This is a genomic window from Pseudomonas moorei (assembly GCF_042846945.1).
Taxonomy (GTDB): domain Bacteria; phylum Pseudomonadota; class Gammaproteobacteria; order Pseudomonadales; family Pseudomonadaceae; genus Aquipseudomonas; species Aquipseudomonas moorei.
This window is the reverse complement of the sequence record NZ_AP035776.1, coordinates 1,074,187-1,090,495: the sequence shown is the minus strand read 5'-3', so window position 1 is coordinate 1,090,495 and position 16,309 is coordinate 1,074,187. Positions and strand designations below refer to the sequence as shown.

Here is a 16,309-nt window from a genome sequence, read left to right as displayed (position 1 = left end):
ATTCAGCCAGTGGCACCACGCAGTTCGACTTCGAACACCAGCGGTGTAAACGGCGCGATCAAGTCGCCGGCACCATCGGCGCCATAGGCTTGCGCCGATGGAATCACCAGGCGCCATTTCGCACCGACCGGCATTTGCTGCAGCGCACTGCGCCATCCGCTGATCACGCTATCGAGACTGAACCATTGTGGCTGGCTGTTCTGGTCGAACACCGTGCCGTCGGGAAGGCGACCGATATACAGCACCTGCACCTTGCCGTTGGGCCCGGCCTTGGCGCCAGTGCCTGGCGTCAGTTCTGTCAGCAGTATTCCATCTGCCAGTTCACGAACACCGGGCTTGGCTTTTTCCTCGGCGAGAAAGCGCTGCTCTTTTTCCAGGGCCACTTCGCTTCGGGGCGCAGGCGTTTGCATGGCGACCCGGGCTTCGTGCTCATTCAGGATCTGTTCGATCTGCTCGTCTTTCAAAGCCAGAGGCTTGCCTTGATAGGCTTGCTGCAAACCTTCGACGAGCGCCTGCAGTTGCAGATCGGGGACCTCCTGGCGCAGGCGTTCGCCGAGGCTCGCACCCAGACTGTAAGCCAGATCGTGAGCGTCATTTTCCTGGGTTTTTTCGGCCGCGTGGGCAGTGGAAAAAATCACGCACAGCGATAAAAAAAAGTAGCGCGACATGGGCACCCTCCAACCTGAGATGCGGGCGATTATGCCAGTGCGAATGCATTCAACGGTGAACTGCTTTTACGCAAGAGCAGAACATTTTCGATTCGTTGCAACGCAACGCTCTGGATACTGTCAAGATGCCCTAGCGGCGGTAGCAGCAGAGGTCTAGTATGAGCCGCACCCACGTCAGCCAGGAGGTAAACCATGTCGGCCACCAAGAAGCCTGTAAATACCCCGTTGCACTTACTTCAACAACTCTCGGGCAGCTTGCTCGAGCATCTGGAAACCGCTTGTTCCGAAGCACTGGCTGATGCTGAAAAACTGCTCGCCAAGCTGGAAAAGCAGCGCGGAAAAGCGCAGGAAAAATTGCACAACGCCCGCACCAAATTGCAGGACGCTGCATCGGCCGGCAAGGCCAAGGCACAAGCCAAAGCGAAGGACGCCGTGAAGGAACTCGAGGACCTGCTTGATGCCCTCAAGGAGCGTCAGTCGGACACTCGCGGCTACATCCTGCAACTCAAGCGCGACGCTCAAGAAAGCCTGAAACTGGCCCAGGGCGTTGGTCGTGTTCAAGAGGCTGTCGGCAAGGCATTGTCCCTGCGTGCGGCCAAGTCTGCTGCGGCCCCTGCGAAGAAAGCCGCTGCCAAACCGGTTGCTGCAAAAGCACCGGCCAAGCCTGCCGCCAAACCGGTTGCCAAGGCACCGGTGAAAGCCGCAGCCAAGCCTGCTGCAAAACCTGCGGCGAAAAAAACCGTCGCGGCCAGCGCTGCCAAACCGGCAGCTAAAACAACCGCCGCCAAACCGGCTGCGGCCAAACCGGCTGCTGCAAAAACAGCTGCTGCCAAACCAGCCGTAGCGAAAACTGCTGCAGCGAAACCAGCGGCAAAACCAGCGGCAAAAACCGCCGCTAAACCTGCAGCCAAAACCGCAGCGGCGAAACCTGCTGCCAAGCCAGCCGCTAAACCTGTCGCAGCTAAACCCGCTGCCAAGCCAGCGGCAAAACCTGCTGCAAAAACGACGGCTAAACCAGCCGCCAAACCTGCTGCGGCGAAACCTGCCGCTGCCGCCAAACCTGCCACGGCCAGTGCAGCAAAACCCGCCGCAGCAAAACCCGCTGCCAAGCCAGCTGCAGCCAAGCCTGCCGCTAAGCCAGCCGCCAAACCTGCTGCCAAACCAGCCGTGAAAAAACCGGTTGCCGCCAAGCCGGCCGCCGCGCCAGTTGCCAAGCCAGCCGTCCCGGCTGCAGCCGCCACACCTGCTCCGGCAGCCACCCCCTCGACAGTCGCGCCAGCGCCAACGCCGGCCGCTGCTCCGAGCGCAACCACCTCCAGCCCAACCAGCGCTTCCTAAGTGCCGGATACCGCGACGCGCAGCTGATGCAGCGCGTCGCGGTCCAGGTGAGCGGCGCCCGCCGTGACACCTTCGAGCCAGACCGACAGATCGGTCACTTCTTCCTGCGGCCAACCTTGTGCCGATCGCTCCAGTCGTAGCAACAGATGTCGCTCGGCTTCCAGCTCCAGGGTCTTCACCTGTTCGCGCAGTGCATTCAGTTCAGCGTCATTCATGGCGATGGCTTTCCATTGCATGCGTAATGCCCGCAGCGGTTGCACGACATCGCTGTCCCACGGCTCAACCACGCTGCGTAGTTGCTGCAGGCGTTGCCCATTGCAGGCGACCCCTCGCCGTCCCAGCCAGGCCGCGCAGAGCAGCAGGCACACGTTGACACCCGCCGACTGCAATTGCAGGCACGCCTGTTCAACGCCCGGACGGGCATAAGTGCTCAGGGAAAAGCTCCACAGGTCAGAGGACATAGTGCTACTCGCGCCAGTTGCGAGCGAAGCTGGTAGACTCCGCCGCCATTATGATTCGACTTCAGAACCTGACTTTACAGCGTGGCCCGCAACGTCTGCTAGAAGACGCCGAGTTGACGCTGCACGCCGGCCAGAAAGCCGGCCTCATCGGTGCCAACGGCGCCGGCAAATCGAGCCTGTTCGCCTTGCTTCGGGGTGAGCTGCACCCGGACTCGGGTGATTGCTTCCTGCCGGCCGACTGGCGTATCGCCCACATGCGCCAGGAAGTCGATACGCTCGAACGCCTGGCGGTCGACTACGTGCTCGATGGCGACCTGCGCCTGCGTCAGGTGCAACGCGACCTCGCTGCAGCCGAAGCGGCCCATGACGGTGCCGCTCAGGCCCGTCTACACTCGGAACTCGACAGTGCCGACGGCTACACCGCCGATGCCCGTGCCCGCAAGCTGCTGGCGGGCCTTGGATTCACCAACGAGCAAATGGACCGGCAAGTCGGTGATTTCTCCGGTGGCTGGCGGATGCGTCTGAACCTGGCGCAGGCATTGATGTGCCCCTCGGACCTGTTGCTGCTCGACGAACCGACCAACCACTTGGACCTCGACGCCATCATCTGGCTGGAAGAGTGGCTCAAAAGCTATCCCGGCACCTTGATGCTGATTTCCCACGACCGGGATTTCCTCGATGCCGTGGTCGATCACGTGGCTCACGTCGATCAACGCAAGATCACCCTGTATCGCGGTGGCTACAGCGCCTTCGAACGCGCTCGCGCCGAACGCCTGGCCCAGCAACAACAGGCTTACGAGAAGCAGCAGGCGCAACGTGCGCACATGGAAAGCTACATCGCCCGTTTCAAGGCCCAGGCCACCAAGGCCCGCCAGGCCCAGAGCCGGATCAAGGCGCTGGAACGGATGGAAGAGCTGACCGCGGCCCACGTCGACTCGCCGTTCGACTTCGTCTTCCGCGAATCGCAGAAAATCTCCAGCCCGCTGATCAACCTGTCCGATGCCCGACTGGGTTATGGCGAGAAGGCGGTGCTGGAGAAGGTCAAGCTGCAACTGACGCCTGGCGCACGGATCGGCCTGCTTGGCCCCAATGGCGCCGGCAAATCGACCCTGATCAAGAACCTTGCGGGTGAGCTCACGCCGCTGGCCGGTCGCTTGACCCGTGGCGAGAACACGGTTGTCGGTTACTTCGCCCAGCATCAGTTGGATTCCCTGGACTCGAAGGCCAGCCCGTTGCTGCACTTGCAGCGCCTGGCACCGACCGAGCGCGAGCAGACCCTGCGTGACTTCCTCGGCGGCTTCGACTTCCGTGGTGCGCGGATCGATGAGCCCGTGCTGAATTTCTCCGGTGGCGAGAAGGCGCGTCTGGCGTTGGCGCTGATCGCCTGGGACCGACCGAACCTGTTGCTGCTCGACGAACCAACCAACCACCTGGATCTGGAAATGCGCCTGGCGCTGACCATGGCCCTGCAGGAGTTCAGTGGCGCGGTACTGGTGGTTTCCCACGACCGTCATTTGCTCAAAAGCACCACCGACAATTTCTATCTGGTCGCCGATGGCAAGGTCGAAGAATTCGACGGTGATCTGGAGGACTACACCCGTTGGCTGGTGGAGTACCGTCAGCGCAATGCCCCGGTCAGCAACACGCCGGTCAATCCGGACAAGACCGACAAGAAAGCCCAGCGTCAGGCTGCGGCGGCGTTGCGTCAGCAACTGGCACCGCACAAGCGCGAGGCCGACAAGCTCGAAGCCGAACTGGGCAAGCTCCACGAGAAACTGGCGAAGATCGATGCCAGTCTCGGTGACAGCGATATCTACGAACCGGCGCGCAAGAACGAATTGCGTGATCTGTTGGCCGAACAGGCCAAGTTGAAGGTGCGTGAGGCCGAGCTGGAAGAAGCCTGGATGGAAGCCCTGGAACTGTTGGAAAGCATGCAGGCGGAGCTGGAGGCGCTGTCCTGATGGACGCCCTCAAGTTACCGTTGCCGGCAGTGTGGGTCGAGCCGATCTGGCTCGGTGCGCAAATCCTGTTGATCCTGCTGGCCGGTTACTTCACCCAGCGCTTCGTCGCGAAATGCCTGAACCGTCTCGGTGAGCGCTACCCGTTTCCGCCACAATTGCTGATGCCGCTGCGCGGCGGCCTGCGCTGGCTGATCATGGGCAGCGCGCTGATTTTCGTGCTGGAGCGTCTCGGGGTTTCGGCCACGGTGCTCTGGACCGCGCTGTCCGGATTCGTCGCGGTGGCAGCGGTGGCGTTTTTCGCCATGTGGAGCGTGCTCTCCAACCTGCTCTGCGCGATTCTGATCTTCACGGTCGGCCCCTTCCGCCTCGGCGATGTGGTCGAGCTGGTGGACACCACCGACAAGCCCGGGGTCAAAGGCCGGGTAGTAGCGATCAATTTGCTTTACACCACATTGATCGAGGCCGAAGAGCTCGGAACCGGCAGTGCCATGGTGCAAGTGCCCAACAGCCTGTTTTTCCAGCGTTCGGTTCGACGCTGGCGCGGCAGTGATGTCTTTCCTTCGAGCGGTTTCGAAAAGTAGCCGAGACACCGGCCGCGCTGGTCGGCAGTCGTCATGTCCTACAAAAAATCGGTGGTCATCGGGCCAAAGCCGCATTAGCTTAGACGTCTGTTACGAGTCTGAGTCGAGGTGTGCGATGGAGCTTCAAACATGGTTGGCGTTTTTCGCCGCCTGCTGGGTGATCAGCCTGTCTCCTGGTGCGGGCGCCATTGCGTCGATGTCCAGCGGCCTGCAATACGGTTTCTGGCGCGGGTACTGGAATGCTCTTGGCCTGCAATTGGGGCTGGCGCTGCAGATCGCGATTGTCGGCGCCGGTGTGGGCGCGATTCTCACGGCGTCGGCGACCGCGTTCTACGCAATCAAATGGTTCGGTGTGGCGTATCTGGTCTATCTCGCGATCAAACAATGGCGTGCGTTGCCCAGCGACATGAGCGATAACGCCGCCGTGCGCCCGATCGGCAAACCGCTGGTGCTGATATTCCGTGGGTTCCTGGTCAACATCAGCAACCCCAAGGCGTTGGTGTTCATGTTGGCGGTGCTGCCGCAGTTCATCGACCCCCACGCGCCGCTGCTGGCGCAGTACCTGATCATTGGTGTAACCATGATCTGCGTCGACCTGATCGTCATGGCCGGTTACACCGGGTTGGCATCCAGGGTGCTGCGAATGTTGCGCACGCCCAAGCAGCAGAAACGCATGAACAGGACCTTTGCCGGCTTGTTCATTGGAGCGGCGGCCTTCATGGCGACCCTGCGCAAAGCCGTCGTTTAACCCCACGTTGACAAAAAAGGCGACCTTTGCAGGTCGCCTTTTTTATTGCCGCAAGGGTTGGATCAACGCGCCCGATTGGCCTGACGACCCATGGCTGCGGGTCGGCGAACGGTCGATGGGGGCGCCGACTCCTTGTTTCGCTCTGACGCTGGCAGAGCAGACAACACTTGAGTGAAAGTCATTGAGAGTGAACAATATATTACTTCGTATTTCCAATTGAGACTCATTCATGATTGCCCCGTCCCGTTTCCTGGCCTGGCTGTTTGTGCCGTTGCTGGCCTTATGCAGCTCCCATCTGCTGGCCGACACGGTGGAAGGCGCGCCGAAAGCGCTGCACCTGCTCGACTACATCGGTGCGGATTACCCGGCAACGGTGCAGGCAGGCAAGGTCACTGACGAGTCTGAATACCGCGAGCAGCTCGAATTCACCCGGGTGCTGCAAGGGCTGGTCGCCGCCATGCCGGACAAGCCGGAAAAAGCCGGGCTGGAGCAGGGCATCAGTGCGCTGCATGCGGCGATCACGGCGCGTCAGGACGGCGCGGATGTCGCCCGTCAGGCCCGGCAACTGGGCGCGAAACTGGCCGTGGCCTACGAGGTCAGCCAGGCCCCTGTCATAACCCCGGACCCAACTCGTGGCGCACCGCTGTACGCCCAGCATTGTTCGGTGTGCCACGGCGATGCGGGCGCTGGCGACGGCCCTGCGGGTGTCGGCCTGACCCCGCCACCGGCCAATCTGCGGGATGCCGCACGCCTGGATCACCTGAGCCTCTACGGGATCTACAGCACCCTGGGACTCGGCGTCGAAGGCACCGACATGCCGGCCTTCGCCGATCAGCTGGACGATCGTCAGCGCTGGGATCTGGCCACTTACGTCGCCAGCTTCAGTGCCGATCCGGCGGCGGCCAGCAGCGACAAGGTCTACAACATTGCCGATCTGGCCCGTCAGATGCCATCCGAAGTTCAGGTGGCGGAAGGCCCGCAAGCGGCTGCGACGTTCCGTGCCCAGCGGGCGCAACCACCGCAGGTCAAGCGCGGCCCGGCGCAGTTGCTCGACTACACCGCCGCCACGCTGGACAAGAGCATCGCGGCCTATCGCGCCGGTGAAAACGATCAGGCCTATGACTTGTCGGTGGCGGCGTATCTGGAAGGCTTCGAGCTGGTCGAAAGCTCGCTGGATAACGTCGATGCCAACGTGCGCAAAGACACTGAAAAATCGCTGATGGCCTACCGTCAGTCATTGCAGGATGGCTTGCCGTTAGAGCAGGTCGAGCAGCGCCTGGAGGCCGCCAAGGCCAAGTTGAAAGTGTCCGCCGGGTTGTTGGGCAGTGATGGTTTGAGCTGGTCCCTGAGCTTCATCTCTGGTCTGCTGATTCTGTTGCGCGAAGGTCTGGAAGCCATCCTGGTGCTGGCGGCAATCCTCGCCTTCTTGCGTAACACCGGTCAGCAATCGGCGGTGCGCAGTGTCAACGTCGGTTGGGGGCTGGCGCTGTTGGCCGGTCTGGGGACATGGGCGCTGGCGGCGTATGTGATCGATGTCAGCGGCTCCCAGCGGGAACTGTTGGAAGGCGCGACGGCGCTGTTTGCCAGCGTCATGGTGCTGTGGCTCGGCGTGTGGATGCACGACCGTCGTCATGCCGCGGCCTGGCAGGATTACATCAAGAGCAGCCTGGTGGGCGGGGGCGGGCGTTTCGGCTTTGCGATCCTGGCGTTTTTCTCGGTTTATCGGGAGCTGTTCGAAGTGATCCTGTTTTATGAAACCCTGTGGCTGCAGGCCGGCCCTGCCGGTCACGATGCGGTACTGGCCGGTGGGGCAACGGCGCTGGTGCTGTTGGTCGGCCTGGCATGGGTCATCCTGCGTGGTTCGGCGAAACTGCCGCTGGCGCTGTTCTTCAGCATCAACGCTGCTCTGCTGTGCGCGCTGTCGGTGGTGTTCGCCGGGCATGGCGTGAAGGCGCTGCAGGAAGCCGGGATCTTCGGTACGCGGCCGGTGCCGTTCTTTGAATTCGACTGGCTGGGAATTCATGCCGATGCGTATTCGCTGAGTGCTCAGGCGGTGGCGATAGTTGCGATTGTTGTGTTGTATGGTCGGAGCTGGATGGCTGAGAAGCGTCGGGTAGCTGTTTCTTAACGCATTCGCTTTGCTCACATTCGCGAGCAGGCTCGTTCCCACAGGATTAGCGCTAACCTTGTGGGAGCGAGCCTGCTCGCGATGCTTTTTGGAAGAGGAAAAACTGATGCGTGTCTGGATCGATGCCGACGCCTGCCCCAGGGCGGCCAAGGACCTGGTGATGAAGTTCGCCCTCAAGCGCCGCTTCGAAGTGGTGCTGGTGGCCGGGCAGCCGCAGATCAAGCCGGGCCTGGCGCTGGTGAAGCTGATCGTGGTGCCGAGCGGCCCGGACGCGGCCGACGATTACCTGGTTGAGCACGCGGTGCCTGGGGAGTTGGTGATCTGCAGCGATGTGCCGCTGGCCGACCGTCTGGTGAAAAAGGGCGTTGCCGCGCTGGACCCGCGAGGCAAGGAGTTCGATGCGCAGAACATGGGTGATCGGCTGGCAGTGCGTAACCTGTTCACCGATCTGCGAGAGCAGGGGCAGATGGGTGGTGGCCCGGCGCCGTTTGGCGAGCGGGAAAAGCAGGCGTTTGCCAATGCACTGGATCGGATTTTGACCCGGTTATCGCGCAACGCCTGAGCGTGTGCCGCCCTCGCCACAGAAATCAGTCACTGCGATGTGTCAGGCGTCGTTTTCGTGGGTCAGCTCAAGCACTCGGTCGACCAGCTTGTTGATGCCGGACGCCGCTTCGCTGATCGACTGCGCCAACATGTACGCCGGAGTGGTCACCAGTTTGCGTGCCTTGTCTTCGACGATTTCGCTGACTGCGCATTCCTTGTGGGTTGCGCCCATCTTGTTCAGGGCGGCTGCGGTATCGGCGTCGTTGCCGATGGTGCAGGTCACGCCCGGCCCATAGATCTTCGCTGCCAGTGCCGGCGAGATGCAGATCAGGCCGACCGGCTTGCCGGCCTCGGCAAAGGCTTCGGTCAAGGCCAGTACGTCTGGTTGCACGGTGCAGCCGGTGCCTTCGACGGCAAAGTTGGAGAGGTTCTTGGCCGAACCGAAACCGCCGGGAACGATCAAGGCATCGAAATCCTCGACGCTGGCTTCGCGGATGTCCTTGACCTCGCCACGGGCGATGCGCGCCGACTCCACCAGCACATTGCGCGACTCGGGCATTTCTTTGCCGGTCAGGTGGTTGATCACATGCAACTGCGCGATGTCCGGGGCAAAACACTGCACCTGGGCGCCGCGCTGGTCCAGGCGCAGCAAGGTAATCACGCTTTCGTAGATCTCTGCGCCGTCGTACACGCCACAACCGGAAAGGATCACTGCAACTTTTTTGCTCATGGGCTTTTCTCCAGATTCATGGCGTTAAATGTCCACTAATTTGTCACTCGTTGCCATAGGGTTAAATCGCGGCTACACATAGCATCTGTCCCCAGGATTCCGATCAGGGCGCGTCATGGACTTCATTCTGTATGCGGTGCCGTTTTTCTTTGTGCTCATTGCCGTCGAGCTGTTGGCCGACCGTTGGCGCGGGATGAGCAACTATCGGGTGGCGGACGCGATCAACAGCATCAGCACCGGCGTGCTGTCGACCACCACCGGCCTGCTGACCAAGGGCGTGGGGCTGGTCACTTATGCCTTTGCCCTCAAGCATCTGGCGCTGTTCGAGCTTTCGGCCGACAGCGTTTGGGTCTGGGTTTTCGCCTTCGTCTTCTACGACTTCTGCTACTACTGGCTGCATCGCATGGGCCACGAACGCAACATTCTCTGGGCCGCGCATTCGGTGCACCACCAGAGCGAGGACTACAACCTCTCCACCGCCCTGCGTCAGACCAGCACCGGATTTCTGCTGAGCTGGATCTTCTACCTGCCCTTGGCGGTGGTTGGCGTGCCGCTGCTGGTATTCGTCAGCGTCGCCGCGCTGAACCTGCTGTACCAGTTCTGGGTGCATACCCGGCACATTCCCAAGCTCGGTTGGTTCGAGTGGTTCTTTGTCACGCCGTCCAATCATCGGGCTCACCATGCACAGAACGCTCTTTACATGGATCGCAACTACGGCGGGGTGTTCATTATTTGGGATCGCCTGTTCGGCTCGTTCCAGGAAGAAGACGACACCGAACCGGTGATCTTCGGCGTGACCACGCCGCTGGCGAGCTGGAATCCGATATGGGCGAACGTTCAGTTCTATGCGCAGTTGTGGGCGGATGCCCGGCGTGCGCAAAGCACCTGGGACAAGTTGCGGATCTGGTTCATGCGCACCGGTTGGCGGCCGGCGGACGTAGCGGCCAAATACCCGATGAGCAAACCGGACCTGACCCAGTTCCGCAAGTTCGAGGTGCCGCTGGACGGGCGTCAGCAGCTCTACGTCTTGCTGCAGTTCTGCGTTTACATCGCGTTGGGCAGTTACTTGATGAATCTGGAGCCGAGCCTGTCGACCACCGCTCTGGTCTTGGGCTGGAGTGCAATGGCGTTGGGACTGTTCGTGCTGGGCGTGGCCCTGGAGAATCGCTCGTGGGCGTTGAAGCTGGAGTTATTGCGACTGGTGTCGAACGTGCCGCTGGTATGGCTGGCGCCGCTGGTGGGGCTGTGGCCGGCCAGCGCGGTGGGCTGGGTCGGCCTGCTCAGTTACAGCTTGCTCAGCGGCATCGGTCTCTACTGCTGCAGAAACCGCTTCACTCGGCTGGCGTCTTAGGACTTTCGGTTTTGGCCCGCTCGGCCTTCAGGGCTTGCTCGTCGGCATAGATCTGTTTGGCCAGGCGGGCATTCTTGAAGCGTCGGCGCAGCCACAGGATCAGGCCCAGGATGAGCAGGGCGCCCAGCACCCATAGCTCGTATTTCTTGATGCTGCCGAGCATGCCTTCCAGCACCGCGCCGAAGTGATAGGCGGCGGCAGCCAGCGCGGCAGCCCAGACCGCGGCCCCAATGCCGTTGAGCAGCAAGTAGCGGCCCGGTGGGTAGCCCGACAGGCCGATGGCGACGGGCATCACGGTGCGCAACCCATAGACGAAGCGGAAGCTCAGCACCCAGATGTCCGGGTGTTTGCGGATATGTTCCAGCGCCCGGTCACCCATCAGTTGCCAGCGGGGTTTGCGCGCAAGCAACTTGCGCCCGTGCTTTCGTCCCAGGAAGTACCACAGCTGATCGCCGGCATAACTGCCGAAGAACGCCACGACCACCACCAGGTTGATATCCATGTATCCACGGAACGCGAGGAAGCCTGCGAGCACCAGAATGGTTTCGCCTTCGAAGAACGTGCCGAGAAACAGGGCAAAGTAGCCGAAGTCATGCAGAAATTGTTGGAGCATTGTCTGGGTGCTGGCGAAATGAACGCGCAGCCTAACCCTTCGTACACATTCAGGAAAGTGTCCAAATGTGTCTCGACGTGAACATTTCCTACAAGGACAATGGAATGCGGCTACCTGTCGCAGCGTGCACATAACTGTCACACGTTGGTCATAATGGCCGCTTATAACTGTCACGCTCGCCCGTCAGCGCGGGCTCAGGAGTCTGCCGTGAGCTTTACCCCCGCCAACCGTTTGTTCCCTGCAACCCGCCTGCGCCGCAACCGCCGTGATGATTTTTCGCGTCGTCTGGTCCGTGAAAACGTGTTGACCGTCGATGATCTGATCCTGCCGGTGTTCGTGCTGGACGGTGAGAACCGTCGCGAAGCGGTCGCCTCGATGCCGGGCGTCGAACGCCTGACCATCGATTTGTTGCTGGAAGAGGCGGCCAAATGGGTCGAACTGGGGATTCCGGCGCTGGCGCTGTTCCCGGTCACTCCGCCTGAACTCAAGTCGCTGGACGCCGCCGAAGCCTGGAACCCCGAGGGTATTGCCCAGCGTGCCACCCGGGCCTTGCGCGCGCGGTTCCCTGAGCTGGGCGTGATCACCGATGTCGCGCTGGACCCGTTCACCACCCACGGTCAGGACGGCATTCTCGACGAAGAAGGCTATGTGCAAAACGACATCACCGTCGACGCACTGGTCAAGCAGGCCTTGTCCCATGCCGAAGCCGGCGCTCAGGTCGTTGCTCCGTCGGACATGATGGACGGTCGCATCCAGGCCATTCGCGAGGCACTGGAACTGGCCGATCATGTCAATGTGCGGATCATGGCCTACTCGGCCAAGTACGCCAGCGCCTATTACGGCCCGTTCCGCGATGCGGTGGGCTCGGCGCTGAACCTGGGCAAGGCCAACAAGGCCTCCTATCAGATGGACCCGGCCAACAGCAACGAAGCCCTGCACGAAGTGGCGGCTGACTTGTCAGAAGGCGCAGACATGGTCATGGTCAAGCCAGGCATGCCCTATCTGGACATCCTCTGCCGGGTCAAAGAAGAATTCAAAGTGCCGACTTTTGTTTATCAGGTCAGCGGCGAGTATGCCATGCACATGGCGGCGATCCAGAATGGCTGGTTGAGCGAAGGGGTGATCCTCGAATCCCTGACCGCCTTTAAACGTGCAGGCGCTGATGGCATCCTGACGTACTTTGCCGTTCGCGCAGCTCAATTGTTACGAGAGCAAAAATAGCCCTCCCAGGAACATTCGATGAATACCGAAGTACTCACTGAAGTTGCCGTAAAAGACGCTCAGCCTGTGGTGGAGCAAATCGACGAAACCCCGCCGGAGCTGGAGCCCGCTCCGCAAGCGGTCGCCGAAACCGCCGCGGCAGCGCCAGCGATTGCGATTCCGGGCCTGGATGACAGCAGCCTGTATATCCACCGCGAGCTGTCGCAACTGCAGTTCAACATCCGCGTACTGGAACAGGCGCTGGATGAGTCCTACCCCTTGCTGGAGCGGTTGAAGTTTCTGCTGATCTTCTCCAGCAACCTGGACGAGTTCTTCGAAATTCGCGTGGCTGGCCTGAAGAAACAGATCACCTTCGCCCGTGAACAGGCCGGTGCCGATGGCCTGCAACCGCATCAGGCCCTGGCCCGCATCAGCGAGCTGGTGCATGGTCACGTTGACCGTCAGTACGCGATTCTCAACGATATCCTGCTGCCGGAGCTGGAGAAGCATCAGGTCCGCTTCATTCGTCGCCGGCACTGGACAACCAAGCTCAAGACCTGGGTTCGTCGTTACTTCCGCGATGAAATCGCCCCGATCATCACCCCGATCGGCCTCGATCCGACGCACCCGTTCCCGTTGCTGGTCAACAAGAGCCTGAACTTCATCGTCGAGCTCGAAGGCATCGACGCCTTCGGTCGCGATTCCGGCCTGGCGATCATTCCGGCCCCGCGCCTGTTGCCACGGATCATCAAGGTGCCGGAAGAAGTCGGCGGCTCCGGCGACAACTATGTGTTCCTGTCATCGATGATCCACGCTCACGCCGATGACCTGTTCCAGGGCATGAAGGTCAAGGGCTGCTATCAGTTCCGCCTGACCCGTAACGCCGACCTGGCGCTGGACTCCGAGGATGTCGAGGACCTGGCCCGCGCCTTGCGCGGTGAACTGTTCTCCCGTCGCTACGGTGACGCGGTGCGTCTGGAAGTGGCTGATACCTGCCCGAAACACCTGTCCGACTACCTGCTCAAGCAATTCAACCTGAGCGAGACCGAGCTGTATCAGGTCAATGGCCCGGTGAACCTGACGCGACTGTTCAGCATTACCGGCCTGGACAGCCAGCGCGAGCTGCAATACGTGCCGTTCACGCCGCAGATCCCCAAACTGCTGCAGAACAGCGAAAACATCTTCAGCGTGATCAGCAAGCAGGACATCCTGTTGCTGCACCCGTTTGAGTCATTCACCCCGGTGGTCGACCTGCTGCGCCAGGCGGCAAAGGACCCGCACGTTCTGGCCGTACGCCAGACGCTGTACCGCTCCGGCGCCAACTCGGAAATCGTCGATGCGCTGGTGGATGCCGCGCGTAACGGCAAGGAAGTCACCGCCGTCATCGAATTGCGCGCGCGGTTCGACGAAGAATCCAACCTGCAACTGGCCAGCCGCCTGCAAGCGGCGGGTGCGGTGGTGATTTATGGCGTGGTCGGCTTCAAGACCCACGCCAAGATGATGCTGATCCTGCGTCGCGAGGCCGGTGAAATCGTGCGTTATGCCCACCTGGGTACCGGTAACTACCACGCCGGCAACGCCCGCCTGTACACCGACTACAGCCTGCTGACCTCCGACGACGCCTTGTGCGAAGACGTTGGCAAGCTGTTCAGCCAGTTGATCGGCATGGGCAAGACGCTGCGCATGAAGAAGTTGCTGCATGCGCCGTTCACCCTGAAGAAGGGCATGCTCGACATGATTGCCCGCGAAACCCAGTTCGCCCTCGACGGCAAACCGGCGCACATCATCGCCAAGTTCAACTCGCTGACCGATCCGAAGATCATCCGTGCGCTGTACAAGGCCAGCCAGTCGGGCGTGCGCATCGATCTGGTGGTGCGTGGCATGTGCTGCCTGCGGCCGGGCATCGCCGGGGTTTCGCACAATATCCATGTGCGCTCGATCATCGGTCGCTTCCTCGAGCACACCCGGGTCTTCTACTTCCTCAACGGCGGCGACGAGCAGATGTTCCTGTCCAGTGCCGACTGGATGGAGCGCAACCTCGACAAACGCGTCGAGACTTGCTTCCCGGTCGAGGGCAAGAAGCTGATCATGCGGGTCAAGAAGGAGCTGGAGTTGTATCTCACTGATAACACCCACAGCTGGAGCTTGCAGTCGGACGGCCGTTACATCCGCAATACGCCGACCGGCAACCAGAACCCGCGCAGTGCACAGGCGACATTGCTGGAGCGCCTGGGCAGCCCGATCCTGACGGTTCGTTAACGCACAAAACCTGTGGGAGCGAGCAAGCTCGCTCCCACAGGGGTGGGTTACTTGCTGAATCGCGGGCACAAAAAAGGGCGATCCATTGGATCGCCCTTTTTGCTTTTGCTGGTTTTCAGCGAGCGTTCAGGACGATGTCGACCCGGGTGAGCCATTCCGCTTCGATGGCGAAATCAGCCTGTGTCAGCTGGTTGTCGTCCAGCCAGTTTTCCGGGAATACCACTTCCAGGCTGTTGCCATTGGCATTGAGTTCGACCTGAGGCATGGCTTGAGTGCCGCGGATGTGATGGAACAGGATCGCGAAGCGCAGCAGCACGCACAGGCGAATCAGTTTGATGCCGTCATCGCCGAACTCGGCGAATTTGTCCTTGGGAATATTGCGACGGTGGCCGCGCACCAGCAGTGCGAGCATCAATTGGTCTTCGCGGGAGAACCCGGCCAGGTCCGAGTGTTCGATCAGGTAGGCGCCGTGCTTGTGGTACTGGTAGTGGGCGATGTCCAGGCCCACTTCGTGGACCTTGGCGGCCCAGCCGAGCAGTTCACGCCAGACACCGTCCTCCAGATCCCAGTCCTTGGCCACCTGATCGAACGCATGCAGGGCCTTGCGTTCGACCCGCGCCGCCTGTTCAAGGTCGACGTGATAACGCTCCATCAGCGAGGTGAGGGTGCGTTCGCGCACGTCCTCATGGTGATGGCGACCCAGCAGGTCGTAGAGCACGCCTTCACGCAGGGCGCCTTCACAATGGTCCATGCGTTGCAGTTCGAGGGCGTCGAAAATGGCTTCGAGAATCGCCAGGCCGGCCGGGAAAATCGCGCGGCGGTCGGGCTTGATGCCTTCGAAGTCGATTTTCTCGACATCACCGAGCTTGATCAGCTTGCGCTTGAGCCAGGCCAGCCCCTCGGCGTTGACTTCGCCCGCACCATGACCGCCGGCCTTCAATGCCAGGCCGATGGCGCGGATGGTTCCCGAGGAGCCGATGGCTTCATCCCAGGTCAGGCGGTGCAGGGCGTGTTCAATGCTCATGATCTCCAGCCGTGCCGCCGTGTACGCCTGGGCGTAGCGGGCCGGGGTGATCTTGCCGTCCTTGAAATAGCGCTGGGTGAAGCTGACGCAGCCCATTTGCAGGCTTTCGCGCAGCAAGGGTTCGAAACGCTGGCCGATGATAAATTCAGTACTGCCGCCACCGATGTCGGCCACCAGGCGCTTGCCCGGGGTGTCGGCGAGGGTGTGGGACACGCCGAGATAGATCAGGCGCGCCTCTTCACGGCCAGAGATGACCTCCACCGGGTGCCCCAGGATTTCTTCGGCGCGACGGATGAATTCGGCGCGGTTGCGGGCTTCGCGCAGGGCATTGGTGCCGACGATGCGCACGGCGCCCGTGGGCATACCGTTGATCAGTTGGGCAAATCGTTTGAGGCAGTCGAGCCCGCGCTGCATGGATTCTTCACTGAGCTGGCGCTCCTCGTCGATGCCGGCGGCTAGCTGAACCTTTTCCCCGAGACGTTCGAGAATGCGGATTTCGCCGTTCTGGGCCTTGGCCACGACCATGTGAAAGCTGTTGGAGCCCAGGTCGATTGCGGCGATCAGGGACAGATTCTTGGCTTGGGATTGCGGCATGGTCAGGGTCTCGGTCGATAACCCTGACATCGTGCCACGATCAAAGGCTGCCGCCAACGCGCAGTGTTCAAAGCCTTGATCCTGCGCAGGTTCTGTGGCGAGGGAGCAAG

General features: G+C 61.3%; 14 protein-coding genes. 9 read left to right on the top strand and 5 right to left on the bottom strand.

Going from position 1 to position 16,309, the window contains the following annotated elements:
• Positions 1 to 2 precede the first annotated feature (2 nt).
• Positions 3 to 668, bottom strand: a complete 666-nt coding sequence (locus ACGJAX_RS05190) for an FKBP-type peptidyl-prolyl cis-trans isomerase (RefSeq protein WP_090326496.1) — start codon at positions 666 to 668, stop codon at positions 3 to 5.
• A 192-nt stretch (positions 669 to 860) separates the two neighbouring features.
• Here ACGJAX_RS05190 and ACGJAX_RS05185 point away from each other — a divergent pair, with 192 nt between their 5' ends.
• Positions 861 to 2,006, top strand: a complete 1,146-nt coding sequence (locus ACGJAX_RS05185) for an AlgP family protein (RefSeq protein WP_390957695.1) — start codon at positions 861 to 863, stop codon at positions 2,004 to 2,006.
• Here ACGJAX_RS05185 and ACGJAX_RS05180 read toward each other — a convergent pair.
• Positions 2,003 to 2,467: a TIGR02444 family protein gene (locus ACGJAX_RS05180; RefSeq protein ID WP_390957693.1), complete on the bottom strand. Its 465-nt coding sequence runs from the start codon at positions 2,465 to 2,467 to the stop codon at positions 2,003 to 2,005. The two genes, ACGJAX_RS05185 and ACGJAX_RS05180, sit on opposite strands and share 4 nt — an antisense overlap.
• A 50-nt stretch (positions 2,468 to 2,517) precedes the next feature.
• Between ACGJAX_RS05180 and ACGJAX_RS05175 the strand changes: the two genes are divergently transcribed.
• From ACGJAX_RS05175 to ACGJAX_RS05155, 5 genes are all read left to right on the top strand, one after another.
• Entirely contained in the window at positions 2,518 to 4,428 is a 1,911-nt protein-coding gene (locus ACGJAX_RS05175) for an ATP-binding cassette domain-containing protein (protein ID WP_390957691.1), read from the top strand.
• Positions 4,428 to 5,009 (top strand): mechanosensitive ion channel family protein, encoded by a 582-nt coding sequence (locus tag ACGJAX_RS05170; RefSeq protein WP_090326486.1) that lies wholly within the window; start codon positions 4,428 to 4,430, stop codon positions 5,007 to 5,009. The genes ACGJAX_RS05175 and ACGJAX_RS05170 overlap by 1 nt, the downstream gene beginning before the upstream one ends.
• 115 nt (positions 5,010 to 5,124) lie before the next feature.
• On the top strand, positions 5,125 to 5,757 hold the full coding sequence (rhtB, locus tag ACGJAX_RS05165) for a homoserine/homoserine lactone efflux protein (protein WP_247255313.1): 633 nt from the start codon (positions 5,125 to 5,127) through the stop codon (positions 5,755 to 5,757).
• Between the two features lie 229 nt (positions 5,758 to 5,986).
• Positions 5,987 to 7,885: an FTR1 family protein gene (locus ACGJAX_RS05160; RefSeq protein WP_390957688.1), complete on the top strand. Its 1,899-nt coding sequence runs from the start codon at positions 5,987 to 5,989 to the stop codon at positions 7,883 to 7,885.
• A 106-nt stretch (positions 7,886 to 7,991) separates the two neighbouring features.
• Positions 7,992 to 8,447 carry a YaiI/YqxD family protein gene (locus ACGJAX_RS05155; RefSeq protein WP_390957686.1) on the top strand — a complete coding sequence of 152 codons (456 nt, stop codon included), beginning with the start codon at positions 7,992 to 7,994 and terminating at the stop codon, positions 8,445 to 8,447.
• 42 nt (positions 8,448 to 8,489) lie between these two features.
• Here ACGJAX_RS05155 and elbB read toward each other — a convergent pair whose 3' ends face one another.
• Positions 8,490 to 9,158 carry an isoprenoid biosynthesis glyoxalase ElbB gene (elbB, locus tag ACGJAX_RS05150; protein WP_248914523.1) on the bottom strand — a complete coding sequence of 223 codons (669 nt, stop codon included), beginning with the start codon at positions 9,156 to 9,158 and terminating at the stop codon, positions 8,490 to 8,492.
• Between the two features lie 115 nt (positions 9,159 to 9,273).
• Here elbB and ACGJAX_RS05145 point away from each other — a divergent pair, with 115 nt between their 5' ends.
• A complete protein-coding gene (locus ACGJAX_RS05145) occupies positions 9,274 to 10,509 on the top strand; it encodes a sterol desaturase family protein (protein ID WP_390957684.1) in 1,236 nt (411 codons plus the stop codon).
• On the opposite strand, the gene ACGJAX_RS05140 is transcribed toward ACGJAX_RS05145, so the two are convergent.
• Positions 10,490 to 11,122, bottom strand: a complete 633-nt coding sequence (locus tag ACGJAX_RS05140) for a DedA family protein (RefSeq protein ID WP_090326472.1) — start codon at positions 11,120 to 11,122, stop codon at positions 10,490 to 10,492. The two genes, ACGJAX_RS05145 and ACGJAX_RS05140, sit on opposite strands and share 20 nt — an antisense overlap.
• A gap of 207 nt (positions 11,123 to 11,329) precedes the next feature.
• Here ACGJAX_RS05140 and hemB point away from each other — a divergent pair, with 207 nt between their 5' ends.
• Together hemB and ppk1 are read left to right on the top strand one after the other, a co-directional pair.
• Complete coding sequence (gene hemB / locus ACGJAX_RS05135) at positions 11,330 to 12,343, top strand: porphobilinogen synthase (RefSeq protein WP_090326469.1); 1,014 nt, start codon at positions 11,330 to 11,332, stop codon at positions 12,341 to 12,343.
• Between the two features lie 18 nt (positions 12,344 to 12,361).
• On the top strand, positions 12,362 to 14,581 hold the full coding sequence (ppk1, locus tag ACGJAX_RS05130) for a polyphosphate kinase 1 (protein WP_090326467.1): 2,220 nt from the start codon (positions 12,362 to 12,364) through the stop codon (positions 14,579 to 14,581).
• Between the two features lie 115 nt (positions 14,582 to 14,696).
• Here the strand turns inward: ppk1 and ppx are convergent, their stop codons facing one another.
• A complete protein-coding gene (ppx, locus tag ACGJAX_RS05125) occupies positions 14,697 to 16,199 on the bottom strand; it encodes an exopolyphosphatase (protein ID WP_090326463.1) in 1,503 nt (500 codons plus the stop codon).
• Between the last annotated feature and the right edge of the window lie 110 nt (positions 16,200 to 16,309).